Annotated in this window: 20 protein-coding genes; 13 read left to right on the top strand and 7 right to left on the bottom strand. The window is 73.2% G+C overall.

The features are described 5' to 3' along the window. Both VM636_RS12845 and ccsB read left to right on the top strand, forming a co-directional pair. A complete protein-coding gene (locus tag VM636_RS12845; RefSeq protein ID WP_030420588.1) occupies window positions 1–1,749 on the top strand; it encodes a cytochrome c biogenesis protein ResB in 1,749 nt (582 codons plus the stop codon). Further along, window positions 1,746–2,876 carry a c-type cytochrome biogenesis protein CcsB gene (gene ccsB, locus VM636_RS12840; protein WP_030420587.1) on the top strand — a complete coding sequence of 377 codons (1,131 nt, stop codon included), beginning with the start codon at window positions 1,746–1,748 and terminating at the stop codon, window positions 2,874–2,876. Before VM636_RS12845 ends, ccsB begins: the two co-directional genes overlap by 4 nt. A gap of 70 nt (window positions 2,877–2,946) precedes the next feature. Here ccsB and VM636_RS12835 read toward each other — a convergent pair whose 3' ends face one another. From VM636_RS12835 to VM636_RS12820, 4 genes are all read right to left on the bottom strand, one after another. Next, the gene (locus VM636_RS12835) at window positions 2,947–4,359 is read right to left on the bottom strand and encodes a condensation domain-containing protein (protein ID WP_030420586.1); all 1,413 of its coding nucleotides are present in this window, start codon (window positions 4,357–4,359) and stop codon (window positions 2,947–2,949) included. A 130-nt stretch (window positions 4,360–4,489) separates the two neighbouring features. Then, window positions 4,490–5,251 carry a MerR family transcriptional regulator gene (locus VM636_RS12830; protein WP_338484466.1) on the bottom strand — a complete coding sequence of 254 codons (762 nt, stop codon included), beginning with the start codon at window positions 5,249–5,251 and terminating at the stop codon, window positions 4,490–4,492. Further along, window positions 5,248–5,862, bottom strand: coding sequence for a TetR/AcrR family transcriptional regulator (locus tag VM636_RS12825; RefSeq protein WP_030420584.1), 615 nt, complete (start codon window positions 5,860–5,862; stop codon window positions 5,248–5,250). Before VM636_RS12825 ends, VM636_RS12830 begins: the two co-directional genes overlap by 4 nt. Before the next feature lie 307 nt (window positions 5,863–6,169). Continuing rightward, window positions 6,170–6,490 carry a PLD nuclease N-terminal domain-containing protein gene (locus VM636_RS12820; RefSeq protein ID WP_338484464.1) on the bottom strand — a complete coding sequence of 107 codons (321 nt, stop codon included), beginning with the start codon at window positions 6,488–6,490 and terminating at the stop codon, window positions 6,170–6,172. A 99-nt stretch (window positions 6,491–6,589) separates the two neighbouring features. Between VM636_RS12820 and VM636_RS12815 the strand changes: the two genes are divergently transcribed. From VM636_RS12815 to VM636_RS12775, 9 genes are all read left to right on the top strand, one after another. Continuing rightward, window positions 6,590–8,047, top strand: coding sequence for a menaquinone biosynthesis decarboxylase (locus VM636_RS12815; RefSeq protein WP_030420582.1), 1,458 nt, complete (start codon window positions 6,590–6,592; stop codon window positions 8,045–8,047). Window positions 8,048–8,141: 94 nt separating this feature from the next. Then, complete coding sequence (gene mqnP / locus VM636_RS12810) at window positions 8,142–9,044, top strand: menaquinone biosynthesis prenyltransferase MqnP (protein ID WP_030420581.1); 903 nt, start codon at window positions 8,142–8,144, stop codon at window positions 9,042–9,044. 115 nt (window positions 9,045–9,159) lie between these two features. After that, window positions 9,160–9,819 (top strand): UbiX family flavin prenyltransferase, encoded by a 660-nt coding sequence (locus VM636_RS12805; protein ID WP_030420580.1) that lies wholly within the window; start codon window positions 9,160–9,162, stop codon window positions 9,817–9,819. Between the two features lie 173 nt (window positions 9,820–9,992). Further along, window positions 9,993–10,448 (top strand): Lrp/AsnC family transcriptional regulator, encoded by a 456-nt coding sequence (locus tag VM636_RS12800; RefSeq protein WP_030420579.1) that lies wholly within the window; start codon window positions 9,993–9,995, stop codon window positions 10,446–10,448. 71 nt (window positions 10,449–10,519) lie between these two features. Then, window positions 10,520–11,683: an aminofutalosine synthase MqnE gene (gene mqnE, locus VM636_RS12795; RefSeq protein ID WP_030420578.1), complete on the top strand. Its 1,164-nt coding sequence runs from the start codon at window positions 10,520–10,522 to the stop codon at window positions 11,681–11,683. Window positions 11,684–11,766: 83 nt separating this feature from the next. After that, window positions 11,767–12,291 carry a GNAT family N-acetyltransferase gene (locus tag VM636_RS12790; protein WP_030420577.1) on the top strand — a complete coding sequence of 175 codons (525 nt, stop codon included), beginning with the start codon at window positions 11,767–11,769 and terminating at the stop codon, window positions 12,289–12,291. 125 nt (window positions 12,292–12,416) lie between these two features. Continuing rightward, window positions 12,417–12,722 (top strand): DUF4229 domain-containing protein, encoded by a 306-nt coding sequence (locus VM636_RS12785; protein ID WP_030420576.1) that lies wholly within the window; start codon window positions 12,417–12,419, stop codon window positions 12,720–12,722. 198 nt (window positions 12,723–12,920) lie between these two features. Further along, window positions 12,921–13,022 carry a putative leader peptide gene (locus VM636_RS12780; RefSeq protein WP_324616659.1) on the top strand — a complete coding sequence of 34 codons (102 nt, stop codon included), beginning with the start codon at window positions 12,921–12,923 and terminating at the stop codon, window positions 13,020–13,022. Between the two features lie 72 nt (window positions 13,023–13,094). Next, window positions 13,095–14,441, top strand: a complete 1,347-nt coding sequence (locus tag VM636_RS12775; RefSeq protein ID WP_030420575.1) for a dicarboxylate/amino acid:cation symporter — start codon at window positions 13,095–13,097, stop codon at window positions 14,439–14,441. Between the two features lie 262 nt (window positions 14,442–14,703). On the opposite strand, the gene VM636_RS12770 is transcribed toward VM636_RS12775, so the two are convergent. Continuing rightward, on the bottom strand, window positions 14,704–15,570 hold the full coding sequence (locus tag VM636_RS12770; RefSeq protein WP_037858314.1) for a MaoC/PaaZ C-terminal domain-containing protein: 867 nt from the start codon (window positions 15,568–15,570) through the stop codon (window positions 14,704–14,706). Window positions 15,571–15,925: 355 nt separating this feature from the next. On the opposite strand from VM636_RS12770, the gene VM636_RS12765 reads away from it, so the two are divergent. Next, window positions 15,926–17,854, top strand: coding sequence for an AMP-dependent synthetase/ligase (locus tag VM636_RS12765; RefSeq protein WP_053913300.1), 1,929 nt, complete (start codon window positions 15,926–15,928; stop codon window positions 17,852–17,854). 146 nt (window positions 17,855–18,000) lie between these two features. Here the strand turns inward: VM636_RS12765 and VM636_RS12760 are convergent, their stop codons facing one another. Continuing rightward, window positions 18,001–18,651 carry a class I SAM-dependent methyltransferase gene (locus VM636_RS12760; protein WP_030420572.1) on the bottom strand — a complete coding sequence of 217 codons (651 nt, stop codon included), beginning with the start codon at window positions 18,649–18,651 and terminating at the stop codon, window positions 18,001–18,003. 119 nt (window positions 18,652–18,770) lie between these two features. Continuing rightward, window positions 18,771–18,974 carry a cold-shock protein gene (locus tag VM636_RS12755; protein ID WP_030420571.1) on the bottom strand — a complete coding sequence of 68 codons (204 nt, stop codon included), beginning with the start codon at window positions 18,972–18,974 and terminating at the stop codon, window positions 18,771–18,773. Window positions 18,975–19,263: 289 nt separating this feature from the next. Between VM636_RS12755 and VM636_RS12750 the strand changes: the two genes are divergently transcribed. Further along, on the top strand, window positions 19,264–20,112 hold the full coding sequence (locus VM636_RS12750; RefSeq protein ID WP_030420570.1) for a menaquinone biosynthesis protein: 849 nt from the start codon (window positions 19,264–19,266) through the stop codon (window positions 20,110–20,112). The last annotated feature ends 73 nt before the right edge of the window (window positions 20,113–20,185 follow it).

Genomic DNA, 20,185 nt, shown 5'->3' with positions numbered 1-20,185 from the left:
ATGAGCACTTCGAGAACGGCACCGGACGAGACCCCGAAGGCGGCACCGGACGAGACCCAGAAGCCCGGCGACCGGGACCTGGACGCGGCCGGCTCCCGGCTCTCCACCGCCCCCGGCGAGGACGCCCCCACGACGCCGTCCTTCGGTGTGGTCGGCTGGGCCCGCTGGTTCTGGCGCCAGCTCACCTCGATGCGGGTGGCGCTGCTGCTGCTCCTGCTGCTGTCGCTGGCCGCGATCCCCGGCTCGCTGATCCCGCAGACCGGCATCGACGCCCTGCAGGTCGACGACTTCCGCGAACGCCACGAGACGCTCTCGCGGGTCTACGACGCGCTCGGCCTCTTCAACGTCTACAGCTCGGTGTGGTTCTCCGCGATCTACATCCTGCTCTTCGTCTCCCTGATCGGCTGCATCGTCCCGCGCACCTGGCAGTTCGTCGGCCAGCTCCGCGGCCGGCCGCCCGGCGCCCCGCGCCGGCTGACCCGGCTGCCCGCGTACACCACCTGGCGCACCGAGACCGCCCCCGAGCTGGTCCACCAGCACGCGCTCGCCGCGCTGCGCAAGCGCCGCTTCCGCGTGCACGCCACCGGCGGCTCCGTCGCCGCCGAGAAGGGCTACCTGCGCGAGGCCGGCAACCTCGTCTTCCACATCGCGCTGATCGTGATGCTGATCGCCTTCGCCTGGGGCCAGCTCTTCCGGTACGAGGGCAACAAGCTGATCCTGGAGGGCGACGGCTTCGCCAACACCATCACCCAGTACGACGACTTCAAGTCCGGGAACCTCTTCGACCAGGACGAGCTGGACGCGTTCAGCTTCCACCTGAAGGACTTCCGCGGCACCTACGAGCCGACCGGCCCCAACCGCGGCACCCCCCGCACCTACGAGGCCCACGTCACCTACAGCGTCGGCGCGTACGGCGAGGAGAAGCCGGCCACCATCAAGGTGAACAAGCCGCTGGAGATCGACGGCACCAAGGTCTACCTGGTCAGCCACGGCTACGCCCCCGTCGTCACCGTCCGGGACGGCAAGGGCAACATCGTCAAGGACCGCGAGGCCGTCGCCCTGCTCCCGCTGGACGGCAACGTCACCTCCTCCGGCGCCATCAAGGTCATGGACGGCTACCGCAACGCCAAGGGCGAGCGCGAACAGCTCGGCTTCCAGGCGTTCTTCCTGCCGACCTACGGCGGCAAGGGGAGCACGATGCTCTCCACCTTCCCGGCACTGATCAACCCGATGCTGGCGCTCAACGCCTACCACGGGGACCTCGGCGTCGACGCGGGCCTCCTGCAGAACATCTACCAGCTCGACAAGACCAAGCTGAAGGAGTTCAAGGACTCCGACGGCGAGCTGTTCAAGCGGCAGCTCATGCCCGGCGAGACCATGACGCTCCCCGACGGCGCCGGCTCCGTCACCTTCGAGGGCGTCAAGGAGTGGGCCGGCTTCCAGATGGCCCAGCAGCCCGGCAGCGGCTGGGCGCTGGCCGGTTCGGTCGCCGCCATCCTGGGCCTCGCCGGCTCCCTCTTCGTCCAGCGCCGCCGCGTGTGGGTGCGCGCGGTCCGGGGCGCGGACGGGATCACCGTCGTCGAGATGGCGGGCCTGGGCCGCAGCGAGTCCGCGAAGGTCCCCGAGGAACTGGGCGACCTCGCCGCGGTCCTCTACGAGCGGGCGCCGGCCGCCCCCGACGACGACACCCCCGCATCCCCCGACCCCGACTCCCACGCCGTCTCTGCCGAAGGGGCTGAGCAGCAGTGACCCTCGCCGCCGCAACACTGGCCGCCGCGACCAACGAGAACCTCGCGAACATCAGCAACACGCTGATCTACTCCGCGATGGCGGTCTACACCCTGGCCTTCTTCGCCTACATCGCCGAGTGGCTCTTCGGCAGCCGCAGCAAGGTCGGCCGCACGGCCGCCGCGCTCACCGCCGGGGGCGGCGAGGCGGCGAAGGGCGCCCCGGCCGTCACCGTGCGCAAGGGCGGCGGCACCGCCGTGCTGGAGCGGCCGAAGGTCGTCGTGCGGGCCGCCACCGGCTCCCGGGACGTGCCCGACGGTCCGGGCGCGCACGGCGGCACCGAGAAGGGCGACCTCTACGGGCGCGTCGCCATCTCGCTCACCGTGCTCGCCTTCGTCCTGGAGTTCGGCGGCGTGCTCGCGCGGGCCCTGTCGGTGCAGCGGGCGCCGTGGGGCAACATGTACGAGTTCAACATCACCTTCACCACGGTCGGCGTCGGCGTCTACCTGGGCCTGCTCGCCTTCGGCAAGAAGGTCCGCTGGCTCGGCCTCCCGCTGATCACCACCGTCCTGCTCGACCTCGGCCTCGCCGTCACCGTCCTGTACACGGCGAGCGACCAGCTCGTGCCGGCCCTGCACTCGTACTGGCTCTACATCCACGTCTCCACGGCGATCTTCTGCGGCGCGGTCTTCTACGTCGGCGCGGTCTCCACGATCCTGTACCTGTTCAAGGACTCCTTCGAGAACAAGCTCGCCGGCGGCGGCACCCCCGGCCGGTTCGCCGGCTCGGTCCTGGACCGGCTGCCCTCGGCCGCCTCCCTGGACAAGTTCGCCTACCGGGTCAACGCCGCCGTCTTCCCGCTGTGGACCTTCACGATCATCGCCGGCGCGATCTGGGCGGGCGACGCCTGGGGCCGCTACTGGGGCTGGGACCCCAAGGAGACCTGGTCCTTCATCACCTGGGTCGCCTACGCCGGCTACCTGCACGCCCGCGCCACCGCCGGCTGGAAGGGCCGCAAGGCCGCCTACCTGGCCCTGGCCGCCTTCGCCTGCTGGCTCTTCAACTACTACGGGGTCAACATCTTCGTCTCCGGCAAGCACTCCTACGCCGACGTGGGCCTCGGCGCCCTCGCCGCCGTCGGCTTCTGACCCGGCGCCACCGAAGGCCGGTCCCCGCCACGGGTGTGGGGGACCGGCCTTCGCCGTGCCGGGACCCGCCTCAGGCGCCCCGCGCCACCGCGCCCTGCCGGGCGACGCCGGTGACGACGTCCCGCAGCCGCTCCACGTACAGGCGCAGGTTCTTCTGGGCGACGTCGGTGTCCGGGTGGCGGCTCGCGAACCACAGGCCCTCCGGGAGCCGGGTGACCCAGGCGCACACCTGGTCGCCGTAGGAGACCCGCAGCAGCCCGTACGCGTTCAGCTCGGTCCAGCGGTCGGCGCCGGGGACGGCGCGGGCGTCCACGTAGGAGACGATCGAGTACAGGTCGGGCGAGGTGGGGCGGAAGTCGGCGCCCAGCAGCCGCAGCACCCGGTCGAGGGGCATCCGGGCCATCCGCCGGTTGGCGTGCAGCGCCTCCCGTACGGCGGCCAGCGCGCTCGGGAAGTCGCGGGCCCGCTCCACCGGCACCTCCACCGGCGCCCCGCCCACGTACCAGCCCACCGACCGCGACCAGCGCGAGCGGGTGCGGGTGTGGAAGGGCACGACCGTGCGGTACACCGGCTCGCCGCCGATCTCGTGGACCACGAGGGCGGTGGCGGCCAGGACCCCGGCCAGACTGCCGCCGTAGGGCCGGCAGTACGCCTCGAAGGCGGCGGCGTCGGCCGCGTCCACCAGCGGCTCCCGCAGCAGCCGCTGCTCGGGCAGCGCGCCCCCGGGCTCCAGGCCGAGGTCGACCGGGAAGGACGGCAGCCGCCCGTCGCAGCGCTGGATGAACTCCCGCCACCGGCCCACGATCTCGTGCCCGCCGTCGATCCGGTCCGCGTCGGCGCGCTCGGCCTCGCAGAAGTCGACGTAGCTGCCGACCGGCGGGTGCTCGACGCACCGGCCCTCGACCGCCGCCGCGTACAACTCGTGGATCTCGGCGGGGATGCGGTAGAGGGAGTACGCGTCCACGTTGCTGTGGTCGAAGGCCATGTAGACGCCGGCGCCGTCCTCGCGCAGGACCGCCGTGTAGATGAGGTTCGGCCAGCGCAGCGCGTCCGCCACCGTGTCGAACCGCTGCTGGAGGTGGCGCACCAGCGCGTTCGCGTCGGTGAACTCGCCGGCGTCCTCCCGGTGCAGCGACACCTCGTCCGCGTCCAGCGTGAAGCGGCGCATCTCCCCGCCGGGCCCGGACCAGCGGAAACCGCTGCGCAGCGTCTCGTGCCGCAGCGTCCAGGCGCGCAGCGCCTCCTGGAGCGCGTCCACGTCGATCCGGCCCGGCAGGTCGAAGGCGGCGCCGAGCCAGGTGGGCACGAACAGCCCGTCCTCGCGCACCGACCGTGCGGTCCTGATGTGCGACTCCTGGATGTACGCCGGCGGCCTGGCGTCGTCCGGCAGCCCCGCCGCGGTGGCGACGGTCGCCGCACTGAGCGTCCATTCGACCAGCCGTCCGGGCCTGATGTCGCACCGCTGGATGTCGGTCATTCGCACGGGGCGTCTCCGTTCGCAGTTGGGTCAGACCCGACCAAGGGAATGCCGTCCTGGCGAGCGCATACCTGGCGTGTCGGCCGATTTCAATGAAACGGATGGTGCCTCGAACTGCTCTGCGAGCCCGGCCCGTTCACGTCACGGGGTCGCCGGGGCCGAGCAGCGCGTCGAGCGCGCCCGCGCCCGCCAGCAGGGCCCGGCCGCGGGCGAGCAGGGCCGCCTCGCGGGCCGCCAGCGCCTCCCGCAGGGCCGTGCCACCGCCCTCGCGGCGCACCTCCTCCAGCACCGGCCGGATGCGGTCGACGGGGTGGCGGCCCCGGCGCAGGGTGTGCGTGACGCGCGCGTCGCGGACGTCGGCGGGGCCGTAGCGGCGGTACCCGGTGGCCGGGTCCCGGCCGGGCGCGAGCAGCCCGGCCGCCTCCCACACCCGCAGCGCGGAGGCCCGTACGCCGAGGAGCGCGGCGACCTCGCCGATGCGCAGACCCGGGCGGGAGGGCGCCGCCCCCGCCCCGCAGGCTTCGCCGGACAGCTCCGCCAGCGTCCGCCGGGTCGCCGCCAGCGCGAGGCGTTCCTCGTGCAGGGCGGCGTGCGCGGCGTCCACCAGCGCCAGTGCCCGCGGTACCTCCCCCGTGTGCGCGGCCCGGACGATCCGCGCCGCCGGCCCCGCCCCGCACCCCTCGCGCAGCGCCCGGTAGGCGAGCAGGGCGTGCCGGTGCGCCTCCCCGAAGACCCGGTACCCGGCGTCCGTCCGCCTAGCCGGCGGCAGCACCCCGGCGGCCTCGTGGTTGCGCACTTGCTGCGCGGAGATCCCGGCGAGCCGCGCCAGGTCGACGGTGCGCAACCGGGGGCCGGGGCCGGCCGCGGACCCCGCGCCGGGTCCCGGGGCCTCCGTCACGGCGCCGGGCGGTGCGCGTCGCCCGCGACGGAGCGCCAGATGCGGTCGGGCAGGACGCGGGCGGCCTCGTCGAGGTCCACGTCGTCGAAGCCGGCCAGCCGCCGCCGGGCCACCGCGACCACCGGGCCCAGCACCAGCGCCTCCAGCACCGCCGGGGGCAGCGGGGCGATCTCGCCGGACGCCAGGTGCGCCGCCAGCCACCGGCCCAGCGGCTCCAGCCGGGCCTCCTGCGCCGCGCGCAGTTCCGGTCCCGCGGCCATCGCCTGCCGGTCGGCCCGGGGGGAGTGCAGCAGCCGGGCCGCCTCCCGGTGCTCCCCGACGAAGCCCAGGTACGCCCCCACCATCGCCTCGATGCCCTCGCGGGCGGTCGGGCGGCCGGCCACCGCCGTCGCCAGCGCGTCCAGCAGCCGTCGCAGCCAGCGCCGGGCGAGGGCGTCGAGCAGCCCGTCCAGGCTGCCGAAGTGGTGGTAGAGGCTGCCGAGGCTGACCCCGCTGGCCCGGGTGACGGCGCCGACGGTGACGCCCTGTTCGCCCGACTCCGCGTAAAGGCGCAGCGCGGCGTCGAGCAGGAGGTCGGCGGTGACCTCTCCGCGGTGCTGCTTGCGAGCCATCGGCGGGCCGTCCTCGGTCGTCTTGCGCGCGGGCGTCGTACGCGGGTGCCGTACGAGGGGCGTCGTACGGGCGGCCGGACGAGGCGCCGTGGTGCTCGTCCGTGGGCGGATCGTCGCGCGGCGTGGCGGACGGGTCCGCGCGGCGGTCGCTTCTAGAACCTTTTTCTAGAAAGTTCTTCCAATCCTGGGGCGGACTGCCGCAGACTGTGCTCGGCCGGACCGCGTGTCCGCCCGGCGCAGGAGGGGAACGGGCGGGCCGCGGGGGGCTCTGCCGTTCCCGTCCGCCCGGCGCTCCCGGCCGCCCGGGTCAGCCGTCCCCGTCCTTGCGGGGCCCCTGGTCCTTGTCGTCGTCGAGGGACTTCAGGAACTCCGGGTTGTCGTCCGGCGCCACCCAGCTCCGTCCCCCGCCGCGCGCGCCGCCGCCCCACGGGGCGCCCGCGCCGGCCGGGTGCCGCTTCTTGCCGGCGAGGATCCACGAGAGCGAGCCGACCAGCGGGAAGAGCAGCACGAGGATCGCCCACAAGGGCTTGGGCATGTGCCGGATGTCCTCGTCCGGCGTGCTGATGCAGTCGATGAACGCGTAGACGCTCAACGCCAGTGGCACGAGGAACATCAGCACCCGGAGCATGTGGCCTCTCCAGCGAAAGAGGGGGGCGGTGGAGCCCGGGGACGCGGTGGACGCCCCCAGGTACAGGCCCAGGGTAGCCGCTCGGGGATACTGGGCCCCATGGCTTACGACGATCTTCGCTCCCTGCTCAGGGCGCTGGAGCGCGAGGGAGACCTCAAGCGCATCAAGGCCGAGGTGGATCCGTACCTGGAGGTCGGGGAGATCGTCGACCGGGTGAACAAGTCCGGCGGCCCCGCCCTCCTCTTCGAGAACGTCAAGGGCTCGGCGATGCCGCTGGCGATGAACGTCTTCGGCACCGACCGGCGACTGCTGAAGGCGCTTGGCCTGAAGTCGTACGAGGAGATCTCCGAGAAGATCGGCGGGCTGCTCCGCCCCGAGCTGCCGCAGGGCTTCGTCGGGATGCGCGAGGCGTTCGGCAAGCTCGGCGCGATGACCCACGTCCCGCCGAGGAAGGTCAAGTCCGACAACGCGCCCGTGCAGGAGGTCGTCCTGCACGGCGACGAGGTCGACCTCGACCGGCTGCCGGCCCTGTTCACCTGGCCGGACGACGGCGGCTCCTTCTTCAACCTGGGGCTCACCCACACCAAGGACCCGGAGACGGGCATCCGCAACCTCGGCCTCTACCGGCTCCAGCGCCACGACAAGCGCACCATCGGCATGCACTGGCAGATCCACAAGGACAGCCGCAACCACTACCAGGTCGCCGCCCGGCGCGGCGAACGCCTCCCGGTCGCCATCGCCTTCGGCTGCCCGCCCGCCGTCACCTACGCCTCCACCGCCCCGCTGCCCGGCGACATCGACGAGTACCTCTTCGCCGGCTTCGTGCAGGGCAAGCGGATCGAGATGGTCGACTGCAAGACCGTGCCCCTCCAGGTCCCGGCCCAGGCCGAGGTGGTGCTGGAGGGCTGGCTGGAGCCCGGCGAGATGCTCCCCGAGGGCCCCTTCGGCGACCACACCGGCTTCTACACGCCCCAGGAGCCCTTCCCGGCGCTCACCATCGACTGCGTCACCATGCGCCGGCGGCCGCTGCTCCAGTCGATCGTCGTCGGCCGCCCCCCGACCGAGGACGGCCCCCTCGGCCGTGCCACCGAGCGGTTCTTCCTGCCGCTCCTGAAGATCATCGTCCCGGACATCGTCGACTACCACCTGCCCGAGGCGGGCGGCTTCCACAACTGCGCGATCGTCTCGATCGACAAGAAGTACCCCAAGCACGCGCAGAAGGTCATGCACGCCGTGTGGGGCGCGCACATGATGTCCCTGACCAAGCTGATCGTCGTCGTCGACTCCGACTGCGACGTGCACGACCTGCACGAGGTCGCCTGGCGCGCCCTCGGCAACACCGACTACGCCCGCGACCTGACCGTCGTCGAGGGACCCGTCGACCACCTCGACCACGCCTCCTACCAGCAGTTCTGGGGCGGCAAGGCGGGCATCGACGCGACCCGCAAGCTGCCCGGGGAGGGGTACACGCGCGACGGCGGCTGGCCGGAGATGGTCCTCTCCGATCCCGAGACGGCCGAACGGGTCACCCGCCGCTGGAAGGAATACGGGCTGTGACGGACATGCGAGCCGACGGCGGCGCGGCGGCGGGACGCGCCCGCCGCGGCGGGCACGCGGGGCCGGCCGGGCACCGCCGGACGGAGGCCGCCCGGTGAGCGCCTCCGCCGCCGCGGTCCCCCAGCCGGGACGCGCCCGCGCCTTCCTGCGCCTGGTGATGATCGAGCACTCGGTCTTCGCGCTCCCCTTCGCCTACATCGCCGCCCTGACCGCGATGTACGAGGGGGACCGCACCATCCACTGGGGCCGGCTCCTGCTGGTCACCGTGGCCATGGTCGGCCTGCGCACCTTCGCCATGGCCGTCAACCGGATCATCGACCGCGAGATCGACGCCCGGAACCCGCGCACCGCCCACCGCGAACTGGTCACCGGCGCCATGTCGGTCCGCCACGCCTGGACCGGCGCCCTGATCGCGCTCGTCGTCTTCCTCGGGGCGGCGGCCCTGCTCAACCCGCTCTGCCTCGCCCTCGCCCCCGTCGCGGTGATCCCGATGGTGGTCTATCCCTACGGGAAGCGGTTCACCAACTTCCCGCAGGCCATCCTCGGGCTCGCCCAGGCGATGGGCCCGGTCGGCGGATGGCTGGCGATCAGCGGCACCTGGTCCTGGGACGCGGTGATCCTCGGCCTCGCCGTGGGCGTCTGGATCGGCGGCTTCGACCTCATCTACGCCTGCCAGGACGTCGAGACCGACCGCGAGGTCGGCGTGAAGTCGGTGCCGGCCCGCTTCGGCATCCCGGCCGCCATCCGGGGCGCCCGGGTCTGCCACGCCGTGACCACGGCCCTGTTCGTCTGGTACGCGGTGGCCACCGGTGCCGGCGCCTTCTTCTGGCTCGGCCTGGTGATCGTCGCCGGCGCCTTCGTCTACGAGCACACCATCGTGCGGCCACACGACCTCAGCCGGCTCGACCGGGCCTTCTTCTCCACCAACGGGTTCATCGGCATCAGCCTCTTCGTCTGCGCCCTGATCGACCTCCTGGTGCGCGGGCTCACGCTCTGAGCGGGCCCGCGCCCCGATCCGCCCGGCGCACCGGAGCCCAGCGACCCGGCCGTGCGGCCCCGATGCCGGGCGGCCGGATAGGCTCGCCTTCATGAAGCCAGGAGAAACGCAGCGCGTGCCTTGGATCGTGGGGGTGTCGGGGGCATCCGGAACGCCGTACGCGGCGGCGGTCCTGCGGGCGCTGCTCGCTGCCGGGGAGAGCGTCGACCTGGTGGTCAGCCGGGCCTCGCGGCTCACCCTGCTCGACGAGACGGGCATCTCCTTCCGGGACGCCCACTGGCGCGAGGACCTCGGCGCCTGGCTCGCGCGGGGCGCGGACGGCAAGCCGGGCACCTTCGACGCCGGGCCCGACGCCCTCGCCGACGTGCGGTACTGGAGCGCGGGCGACCTCGCGGCCGGGCCCTCGTCCGGCTCGTACCCCGCCAAGGGCATGCTCATCGTGCCCGCCTCCACGGCCTGTGTGGCGGGTGTCGCGCTGGGGCTCTCGAAGGACCTGCTCCAACGGGCGGCGAGCGTCACCCTGAAGGAGGGGCGCACCCTGGTCGTCGCCGTACGGGAGACCCCGCTGGACGGCCGCACCCTGCGGCACCTGGTGGCCCTGGACGACGCGGGCGCCACCGTCCTGCCCGCCTCGCCCGCCTTCTACGCCGGGGCGACGCACATCCAGGACCTCGTCGACTTCGTCGCCGGGCGGGCCCTGGACGCGGCCGGCGTCGGACACGGCCTGTACCGCCGCTGGCGCGGCGAGCTGGGCGGCGGCTCCCGCGGCGCCTGAGCGCCGTCCGGGCACCGTGCCGGACCGGCGGCACCGGCGGACCGGCAGGACCAGGACCGGGCAGTACCGAGCATCACCGAGCACCACCGAGCACCACCGAGCACCACCCTTTCCCCCACCCTTCGGCACTCCGCCGGATCTTCAGAACCTCTTCAGTGGAAGGCTTCGATCGCATGGACGCGGTGGACAGGCAGCTCATCCAGGCCCTCCGGGAGAACGGCCGGGCCTCCTACGCGGAGCTGGGCCGCCTCGTGGGCCTGTCGGGACCCAGCGTCACCGACCGCATCAACCGGCTGGAGGCGGCCGGCGTCATCACCGGCTACCGGGCCACCGTCGACGCCGCCTCGCTCGGGCTCGGCGTGACCGCCCTGATCGGCATCTCCCTCTCCGACGCCGCCGACCACGAGGACGTCGCCCAGCGGCTGAAGGCCCAACGGGAGATCGAGGACTGCTGGTTCATCGCCGGCGAGGACTCCTTCATGCTCAAGATCCGCGCGACCGACGTGGACGGGCTGGAGCGCATCATCCGCCGGCTCTCCGGCACCAAGGGGGTCTCCCGGACCCGTACCACCATCGTGCTCTCCACCAAGTGGGAGAACCGCGTGGGCGAACTCCCGGACGAGGTCTGACCGCCGGGCACCGCCCGCCCGGAGGCGGGGGAGTACGGTTTACGGGGTCTGTCTGAGAAAGAGGTGTCGGCATGGACGTCGGGCTCAAGCGCGAGCTGGAGGAGAAGGTCGGGGAGGGTGTCCGCCTGACCCGTGAGGACGGCATCGCGCTCTACGAGTCGGACGACCTGGCCTGGCTGGGCGGTCTCGCGCACGAGGTGCGCACCCGCAAGAACGGCGACGTCGTGCACTTCAACGTCAACCGCCACCTCAACATGACGAACGTGTGCACCGCGTCCTGCGCCTACTGCTCCTTCCAGCGCAAGCCGGGCGAGAAGGACGCGTACACGATGCGCATCGAGGAGGCCGTGAAGCTCGCCCGCGCGATGGAGGCGGAGAACCTCACCGAGCTGCACATCGTCAACGGCCTCCACCCCAACCTGCCCTGGCGCTACTACCCGCGCTCGCTGCGGGAACTGAAGGCCGCGCTGCCGGACGTGTCGCTGAAGGCGTTCACGGCCACCGAGATCCACCACTTCGAGACGATCTCCGGCCTCGGCGCCTCCGAGATCCTCGACGAACTGATCGACGCCGGGCTGGAGTCCCTCACCGGCGGCGGCGCGGAGATCTTCGACTGGGAGGTGCGGCAGCACATCGTCGACCACCGCACCCACTGGGAGGACTGGTCGCGCATCCACCGGCTGGCGCACGAGAAGGGCCTCAAGACCCCGTGCACCATGCTCTACGGCCACATCGAGGAGCCCCGCCACCGCGTGGACCACGTGCTGCGGCTGCGCGAACTCCAGGACGAGACCGGCGGGTTCCAGGTCTTCATCCCCCTGCGCTACCAGCACGACTTCGTCGACATGCGGGACGGCAAGGTCCGCAACCGGCTCCAGGCCCGCACCCAGATGGCCACCGGCGCCGAGGCCCTGAAGACCTTCGCCGTCTCCCGGCTGCTCTTCGACAACGTCCCGCACGTCAAGGTCTTCTGGGTCATGCACGGCGTCCGGACCGCGCAGCTCGCCCTCCAGCACGGCGCGGACGACATGGACGGCTCGGTCGTCGAGTACAAGATCACGCACGACGCCGACAACTACGGCACCCCGGACAAGCTCACCCGCGAGGACCTGCTCGACCTGATCCGCGACGCCGGCTTCCGCCCGGTGGAGCGCAACACGCGCTACGAGGTCATCCGCGAGTACGACGGCCCGGACCCCGCGCGCCGCGAGTCCCCGCAGCCGATGCGGGTGTGACGCCCGGGGCGGCGGCGCGCCGCGCCGGGGTGACCGCCGCGGTCCCTGGACCGACGGTGTGAGGTAATGGTTAACATGGGGCGGTGCCGCTTACGTTCACTCTGGACCCCCCTCTCACCCCCGCGCTGCGCGACGGTGTCCTCGACCTGTGGGCCGACGTCTCCAACGCCGGCGGCTCGGTCGGCTTCGTCCCGCCGGTCACCCGCGAGGAGATCCGTCCCGAGCTGGTCAGGCACCTGGTGGCCATGGCCGAGGGGCGCACCCGCCTGCTGGTCGGCCACGACGCCGACGGGCGGGTGGCCGCCACCGCCTTCCTCACGCTCAACGGCCACCGGCTGATGACCCACTGGCTGTGGCTCTACACGGTGATGGTGCACCCGCGCCACCAGGGCCTCGGGTACGGCCGCGACCTGATGGCCGCCGCCGCGGACGCCGCCCGCGCCTGCGAGGGCGTCGAGGCGATCCGGCTGACCTGCCGGGGCGGCCTCGGCCTGGAGCGCTTCTACGCCTCCTGCGGGTACAAGGAGGTCGGCCGGGTGCCCGGCGCGATCCGGGTCGCCCCCGGCGACGACCGCGACGACGTCGTCATGCTGCTGACGCTGGACTGACCGGCGGTCCCGGTGCCGTCCGGGTCGCGGACCCCGGCTGCCGGGGCGGGGCCGCGGCGTGCTTCACTGGACGGTGCCCCTTTGGGGGTGTTCTGGCCCCTCACCCGACGGAAGAGTGGATTGAGATGCTCCGCTACACGCTGATGCGCCTCGGAGTCTTCGTGGGCTGCCTCCTCGCCGTCTGGGGCCTCGTCTACGCCGGCGTGTTCCCGCGCGGCCTCGGCGACTCCAACGGCGTGTGGATCATCCTGCTCGCCCTGCTGCTGTCCGCCCCGATCAGCTTCGTGGCGCTGCGCAAGGAGCGCGACCGCGCCTCGGTGCGGGTCGTCGAGAAGATGGAGCGCATGAAGGCCGGCCTGGACGCCAACCGCGGCCAGGAGGACGGCGCCGACGACGCCGCCCGCGCCCGCGCCCAGGGCCAGACCTCGTAGCCCCGCCCGGCCCGCGGCCCGCCGCCGCGCCGCCCGGCGCGTAAGAACCGCGTAAGGTTCCTCACAGCCTGCCCCCGCCCCGGTCTCCACGCCCCTGTGGAAACCGGGGCGTTCTGTGTTTCTCCGGGTCAAATCGCCCTTCGCCCTCTCAAAGTCAGGCTTTGAGGGGCTCAAAGGGCGGGTGTTAAGGTCGTGCCCATGATGCCCGCAGTCGCGACCCTCGCCACCCCGAGCCTCGTGCTCGTGGCGCGTCTGCACGTGGACCTCTGCCGGTGCGCGTCCGCGACCTGTCGCCCCTGACGTCCCCCACCCCACCGTCCGCCACGTCAGTACCGCGCGTCCTGCCCCCCGCGTCCCGTCCCTTACGGAGATATGTCCGTGTCCGCGAACACGCAGTCCGCGACGCCCTCGCCGGCGTCCGCCCCCTCCGCCCGGCCCCGGCTCCCCAGGGTGCCGTTCTGGGCCCAGATACTCGCCGGTCTCGTGCTCGGTGTCCTCCTCGGCTGGCTCGCCCGCAGCCAGGACCTCGCCTGGCTCGTGACCACCCTGGAGAAGGTCGGCGGCACCTTCGTCGGCCTGCTGAAGCTGGCCGTCGCCCCCCTCGTCTTCTTCGCCATCCTGGTGTCCGTCACCAACCTGCGGAAGGTGAACAACGCGGCCCGCCTCGCGTCGCGCACCCTCCTCTGGTTCATGATCACGTCGCTGATCGCGGTCGCCATCGGCATCGTCATCGGCCTGGTCACCAACCCCGGGGCCGGTACCGGCCTCTCGGCCAAGGACGGCGCCAAGCCGGAGAACACCGGCTCCTGGATCGACTTCCTCACCGGCATCGTGCCGACGGACGTGATCACGCCCTTCACCGAGCTGAACGTCCTCCAGATCGTCTTCATGGCCGCCGTGGCCGGTATCGCCGCCCTCCAGCTCGGCGAGCGCGCCAAGCCGGTCCTCGACGTCAGCGAGTCCGTCCTCGCACTCCTCCAGAAGGCCCTGTGGTGGGTCATCCGGCTGGCCCCGCTCGGCACCGTCGGCCTCATCGGCCGCGCCATCGCCACCTACGGCTGGGACCTGCTCGGCCAGTACGCGACCTTCACCGCCGACATCTACGTCGGCTGCGCGATCGTGCTCTTCGTCGTGTACCCGGTGCTGCTCGCCACCGTCGCCAAGGCCAACCCGCTGCACTTCTTCAAGGGTGCCTGGCCGGCGATCCAGCTCGGCTTCGTCTCCCGCTCCTCGGTCGGCACCATGCCGCTGACGCAGAAGGTCACCGAGCGGCTGGGCGTGCCGAAGGAGTACGCGTCCTTCGCCGTGCCGTTCGGCGCGACCACCAAGATGGACGGCTGCGCCGCGATCTACCCGGCCATCGCCGCGATCTTCGTCGCGCAGATCTTCGGCATCCAGCTCGGCGTCGGCGACTACCTGCTGATCGCCTTCGTCTCGGTGGTCGGCTCCGCCGCGACGGCCGGCCTCACCGGCGCCACCGTGATGCTGACCCTGACGCTGTCCACCCTGGGCCTGCCCATGGAGGGCGTCGGCCTCCTCCTCGCCATCGACCCCATCCTCGACATGATGCGCACGGCGACGAACGTCGCGGGCCAGGTCGTCGCCCCGGTGATCGTGGCGGCGCGGGAGAACATCCTCGACCGGGACAAGTACAACAGCGTGGCCTCCGCGCCCCTCGACGAGCCCGAGCCGCAGGCGGCCGTGGCCGTCCCCGCGTGAGCCGTCCCGTGGCCGCGTAGCGCCCCGGCGCTACACCGCCGGCGCCCGGGAGGCCCCGCCGCACCGCCCTCAACGCGGTCCGGCGGGGCCTCCCGCGTGTCCGGGGCGGCGTGTCGGCGGTGTGCGGCGCCTGCCGGCGGCCGGGCGCGTCGGCGGACGGCGTGTCGGCGGTGTGCGCGGGGCGCGTCCCCCCGGGCGTGTCGTGCCGTGCCGTCGTACGGGCCGCGGCCCGCGGGACGTCTCCCGGCGGAGCAGGTGACCCTCAGGCCGGGGTGACGGTGGCGGTCAGGTGGGTGGCGTGCGCGCCGGAGCCGGCGCGGAGGGCGATGCGGCCCCCGTCCGCCGTGTAGACGACGGTGCCCGGGAGGGGGACCGGGGCCCGGAAGCGGGCGTGGACCGTCGCCGCCTCCGGAGCGCCGTGCTCGGCCAGGCACCGCGCCACGGTCCACATGCCGTGGGCGACGGCGTGCGGGAAGCCGAAGGGGCGGGCGGTGAGGCGCGAGAGGTGGATCGGGTTGCGGTCGCCCGACGCGGCGCCGTAGCGCCTGCCGAGGTCCGCCGGGAGCCGCCACTCGGCGCGCACCGGCAGCGCGGGTTCCTCCGCCGGCCGGGGCCCGGGGGGCCGGTCCGCCACCCGGTGCCGGGCCAGGTACGTGCTCCGTGACTCCCAGACCGGGTCCGCGCCGTCCGCGCCCGGGCGCCGCATCTCGGTGACGACCGTGACCTCCGTGCCGCGCCGGTGCGGCGTCGGGCCCTCGGCCCACACGGCGAGGTCGTAGGCGCCGCCGGCGGGCAGCCCGGTCCGCCGGGTCAGGGTGATCGAGGTGTGCACGAGTCCCGGCAGCGGCAGCGGGAAGCCCCGCCCGCTCATCAGCCGCAGGGCCAGCGGGAAGGCCAGGACGTGCGGATAGGCCGGCGGCAGCGTGTCCGCCCCGGCCGGGAGGCCGCACACCCGCTCGTACGCCGCCAGCCGCGCGGCGTCGGCGCGCGCCCCGGGCAGGAGCAGCCGGACCCCGGGGACGCCGGCGTCCGGGCGGGGGCGCCGGAAGGGGGCCGACAGGGCGCCCCGGGCGAGCAGCGGCGGCACGGCGGGCGGCGCGGAGAGGACGAGGGTGCGTACGACGGTCACTCGGACCCCCCTGTCGGTCACGGGCATCCGGACCCGTTTACTTACCCTGGAGTAGGGTTACCGGCGGTAAGCCTACGTCACGGCAGAGAGGCACGTCGAGATGCGCCCCCGCGAACCGCCCCGCCCCGCGTCCCCCGACGGCGACCCGACCCGCCCGGGCGCCCCGGCAGGTTGCACAGACCCGGCGCCGGTCCCTCCCGGAACCGGCACGATCCCGCCACGGCCGCCCCGTACGATCCGGTTCCCGGCCCCCGGCAGTCCCGCCGCGCGGGGCCCGCGATGAACACCTCGGCGTGCGAGGTACGTATGTCCCGCAGTGAAGCGTGATCGCCGCTGCACGTCCCAGGAGTCGCCCGTGTCCACCCCGCTCCCCTCCTTCGCCGCCTCCGCCTCGTTCGCCGACGTCCCGCCGCCCCCCGTGACCGAGCCGGAGACCCGGCGGCTGGACGGCACCGTACGGGAGGCGTACGTCCCGCCCCTCGCGCCGCCCGCGCGCCGGGGCTCCCTCGCCGACCTGCCCTTCGACAACGCGGTCGCGGCCCCCGACGCCGTCGTCCTCGGCCGCCGCACCCCGGACGGGGAGTGGGCCGACGTGACCGCCGCGCAGTTCGCCGACGAGGTGCTCGCGCTGGCCAGGGGCATGATCGCCGAGGGGCTGGTGCCGGGCGACCGGCTGGCCATCATGGCGCGCACGACGTACGAGTGGACGCTGCTCGACTTCGCCGCTTGGGCCGCCGGGCTGGTCACCGTGCCCGTCTACCCGACCTCGTCCGTCTTCCAGACCCGCCTCCTCCTCCAGGACTCCGGCGCGGTCGCCCTGGCCACGGAGACCACCGCCCAGGCGGCCATGATCGGACCCGAACTGGACCACCTCCCCGACCTGGCCCACCTGTGGGTCGTCGAGAAGGGCCACATCGGGTCGCTGACCGAGCTGGGCGCGGGGATCCCGGACGCGGAGGTCTCCGTCCGGCGGGGCATGCTCGGCCCCGACAGCCTCGCCACCCTCGTCTACACCTCCGGCACCACCGGCCGGCCCAAGGGCTGCGCGCTGACCCACGGCAACTTCTTCGCCGAGGTGGACAACGCCATCGAGCTGCTCTACCCGGTCTTCCGCGCCACGACCGGCGTCGAGCCCTCCATCCTGCTCTTCCTGCCCATGTCCCACGTCTTCGGCCGCATGGTCGCCATCGCCTGCGTCCGGGCCCGGGTCCGCCTCGGCCACGCCCCGAGCCTCCAACCCGACGACCTGATACCCGACCTCGCCTCCTTCCGGCCGACCTGCCTGCTCGCCATCCCGTACATGCTGGAGAAGATCTTCCACGCCGCCCGCGCCAAGGCGGAGGCGGGCGGCCGGGCGGCGGTCTTCGACCGCGCGGTCTCCGTGGCCGTCCGCCACGCCGAGGCCGTGGAGGCCCGGCAGGCAGGCACCGGCCGCGGCCCGGGACGCGGCCTGCGGGCCTCCCGCGCCTTCCACGACCCGTTCGTCTACCGCAAGATCCGCAACGCGCTCGGCGGCCGGGTCCGGTACGCCATCTGCGGCGGCTCCCCGCTCGGCCACCACCTGGCCGCCTTCTACGCCGGTGCCGGCATCGACGTCTTCGAGGGCTACGGACTCACCGAGACGACCGCCGCGGTGACCGTCACCCCGCCGCAGCGGCCCCGCCTCGGCACCGTCGGCTGGCCGCTGCCGGGCACCCGCGTCCGGATCGCCGCCGACGGCGAGATCCTGGTCGCCGGCGGCCAGGTGCTGCACGGCTACTGGGACCGCCAGGCCGGCGGCGTCGTCCCGGCCGCCCCCGACGGCTTCCTGGCCACCGGCGACCTCGGCGCCCTGGACGACGAGGGGTACCTGACGATCACCGGCCGCAAGAAGGAACTCCTGATCACCGCGGGCGGCAAGAGCGTGGCCCCGGCCCCGCTGGAGAACTGGCTGCGCGCCCACCCCCTCGTCTCCCAGTGCCTGGTCCTCGGCGACCGCCGCCCCTACATCACCGCCCTGTTCACGCTCGACATGGCGGGCATCGACCACTGGCGCCGCATGAACGGCCGCCATCCGGTGCCGCCCGAGCAGCTCGTCGGCGACGAGGAGACCCGCGCCGTGCTCCAGCGCGCGGTCGACGAGGCCAACCGCATGGTCTCCCGCCCCGAGTCCATCCGGCGCTTCGCGATCCTGCCCCGGGACTTCACCGAGTGGGAGGGCCACGTGACCCCCTCGATGAAGCTGCGCCGCGAGGTCATCCTGCGGGACTTCGCGGAGGTGGTGGAGCGCCTCTACGCGGACTAGGGTTTTTCGTTGGGATCAGGCCGGACCCGCGAGCCCGGCGTGATCCCAGCGAAAGACCCTGGGTGTGCTGTCCGGACAGGTTGGTGACGCGGCCGGCGGGCGGCCGGCCCGTGCGGCGGGCCCGGTGGGCCCCGCGCCCGCCGCGCTCAGTCGCGCCGGGCGATCAGGTACGCCTGCGCCACCGGTTCGGCCAGCGCCTCGTCCGGCTCCCGCAGGGTCCGGACCCGCACCGAGAAGCCGGCTCCGGCGAGCAGGTCCGCCATCGGCCCGGGGCGGCGCCGCTCGAAGTCGAGGGTGACGGGGTGGCCGAAGGGCCGCTCGTGGCGGCGGGGCTCGTCGCCGCTCTGGAAGGCGAGGAGCAGGTGCCCGCCCGGCGCCAGCACCCGCCGGAACTCGCCGAAGAGGTCCGGCAGCCGCTCCCAGGGCGTGTGGATCGAGGAGTACCAGGACACCACCCCGTCGAGCGCGGCGTCCGGCAGGTCCAGCTCCAGCATGGAGCCCTGCTCGAAGCGGAGGCCGGGGTTCTCGCGGCGGGCGACGGCGAGCATCGCGGCGGACAGGTCGAGGCCGGAGACCGACAGGCCGAGGGAGGCGAGGTGCGCGGTGATCCGGCCGGGCCCGCAGCCCAGGTCCGCGACCCGCCCGCCGGGCCCCACCGTCTCCGCGAAGGCCGCCAGCATCGCCCGGTCCACGGGCTGGGCGACATGCACGTCACGGAAGCGGTCGGCGTAGTCCTCGGCGATGGCGTCGTAGAAGACGCGGGTGGCGGTCAGGAAGGGCGCTGTGTCGTCGGTCATGTCGTCGGTCATGCGGGGGACCGTAGCGCCGGGCACAGACAGCGGCGGGCGGGGCGGCCCCGGACAGGGCAGGAGCCCCGTCGCCGGACGGCGCGGGGCTCCTTGGGTACTGCTCTCGGTCAGGCAGGGGTGACGTTCTCCGCCTGCGGGCCCTTCGGGCCCTGCGTCACGTCGAAGGACACCTGCTGGTTCTCCTCGAGGGACCGGAAGCCGGTCGCGTTGATCGCGGAGTAGTGAACGAAGACGTCGGGGCCGCCGCCTTCCTGGGCGATGAAACCGAAGCCCTTTTCGGCGTTGAACCACTTCACGGTTCCGGTAGCCATAAGCCCTCCTTGGGCTCAAAAGGGTTGCCCTGCTCCAGAACCAGCACGTGTGAAGAGCAATTCCACAGCACGCATATGTCCGAGAATGACGAGAGCCCGCGGTCACATGCTCCGCAGGCTCTGTACTGCAAGGGAAACCAAACTGCAACTTGCTGTGAGCGTAGCACGCAGCGACCCGAGCGCAACAGAGGTCAAGATCACTTCACCCGAATGTTTGAAGGCCGTCGCCATCCGGCTGACAGCGGGGGTCGGGACCCGGCCGACCTGCGGGGAGGGCTAGCCTCGCCGCGTGGACAATTCTCGCACCCGGCCGCGCGTCGGCCACATCCAGTTCCTGAACTGCCTGCCCCTGTACTGGGGGCTCGCGAGAACGGGCACTCTCCTCGACTTCGAGCTGACGAAGGACACCCCGGAGCGGCTCAGCGAGCAGCTCGTGCGCGGAGACCTCGACATCGGGCCGATCACCCTGGTCGAATTCCTCAAGCACTCCGACGAGCTCGTGGCCTTTCCCGACATCGCCGTGGGCTGCGACGGTCCGGTGATGTCGTGTGTGATCGTCTCGCAGGTTCCGCTGGACCGGCTGGACGGCGCCCGGGTGGCCCTCGGCTCGACCTCGCGGACGTCGGTCCGGCTCGCCCAGTTGCTGCTCGCCGAGCGCATCGGCGTGCGGCCCGACTACTACACGTGCCCGCCGGACCTGAGCCTGATGATGCAGGAGGCCGAGGCGGCCGTGCTCATCGGCGACGCGGCGCTGCGCGCCAACATGGTCGACGGCCCCCGCTTCGGCCTCGACGTGCACGACCTGGGCACGCTGTGGAAGGAGTGGACGGGGCTGCCGTTCGTCTTCGCGGTGTGGGCCGCCCGGCGCGACTACCTGGAGCGCGAGCCGGTCATCACCCGCAAGGTGCACGAGGCGTTCCTCGCCTCCCGCAACCTCTCCCTGGAAGAGGTCGGCAAGGTCGCCGAACAGGCCGCCCGCTGGGAGGACTTCGACGAGGCGACGCTGGAGCAGTACTTCACCACCCTCGACTTCCGCTTCGGCGCCCCCCAGCTGGAGGCGGTCTCGGAGTTCGCCCGCCGCGTCGGCCCCACCACCGGCTTCCCGGCGGACGTCCGGGTGGACCTGCTCGGGCCCTGACGCCCGGCGGCGGCCCGCGGTGTGGGGGGGCCGGGGCGGGGCGGTATCGCCGGGCCCGGAGCCCGGCCCCGCG

The sequence above is a fragment of the Streptomyces sp. SCSIO 75703 genome, assembly GCF_036607905.1.
GTDB lineage: Bacteria > Actinomycetota > Actinomycetes > Streptomycetales > Streptomycetaceae > Streptomyces.
Note: the sequence above shows the minus strand (reverse complement) of the source record. Positions and strands in the feature narration are given on the sequence as shown.

Bases quoted from the DNA above. Each gene is read 5' to 3' on its own strand.
- VM636_RS12820 (WP_338484464.1), bottom strand. From the start codon at position 6,490: ATGCTCCGGGTGCTGATGTTCCTCGTGCCACTGGCGTTGAGCGTCTAC.
- VM636_RS12785 (WP_030420576.1), top strand. From the start codon at position 12,417: ATGCTCCGCTACACGCTGATGCGCCTCGGAGTCTTCGTGGGCTGCCTC.
- VM636_RS12825 (WP_030420584.1), bottom strand. From the start codon at position 5,862: ATGGCTCGCAAGCAGCACCGCGGAGAGGTCACCGCCGACCTCCTGCTC.
- VM636_RS12780 (WP_324616659.1), top strand. From the start codon at position 12,921: ATGATGCCCGCAGTCGCGACCCTCGCCACCCCGAGCCTCGTGCTCGTG.
- VM636_RS12800 (WP_030420579.1), top strand. From the start codon at position 9,993: ATGGACGCGGTGGACAGGCAGCTCATCCAGGCCCTCCGGGAGAACGGC.
- VM636_RS12755 (WP_030420571.1), bottom strand. From the start codon at position 18,974: ATGGCTACCGGAACCGTGAAGTGGTTCAACGCCGAAAAGGGCTTCGGT.
- VM636_RS12775 (WP_030420575.1), top strand. From the start codon at position 13,095: ATGTCCGTGTCCGCGAACACGCAGTCCGCGACGCCCTCGCCGGCGTCC.
- VM636_RS12760 (WP_030420572.1), bottom strand. From the start codon at position 18,651: ATGACCGACGACACAGCGCCCTTCCTGACCGCCACCCGCGTCTTCTAC.
- VM636_RS12815 (WP_030420582.1), top strand. From the start codon at position 6,590: ATGGCTTACGACGATCTTCGCTCCCTGCTCAGGGCGCTGGAGCGCGAG.
- mqnE (WP_030420578.1), top strand. From the start codon at position 10,520: ATGGACGTCGGGCTCAAGCGCGAGCTGGAGGAGAAGGTCGGGGAGGGT.
- VM636_RS12845 (WP_030420588.1), top strand. From the start codon at position 1: ATGAGCACTTCGAGAACGGCACCGGACGAGACCCCGAAGGCGGCACCG.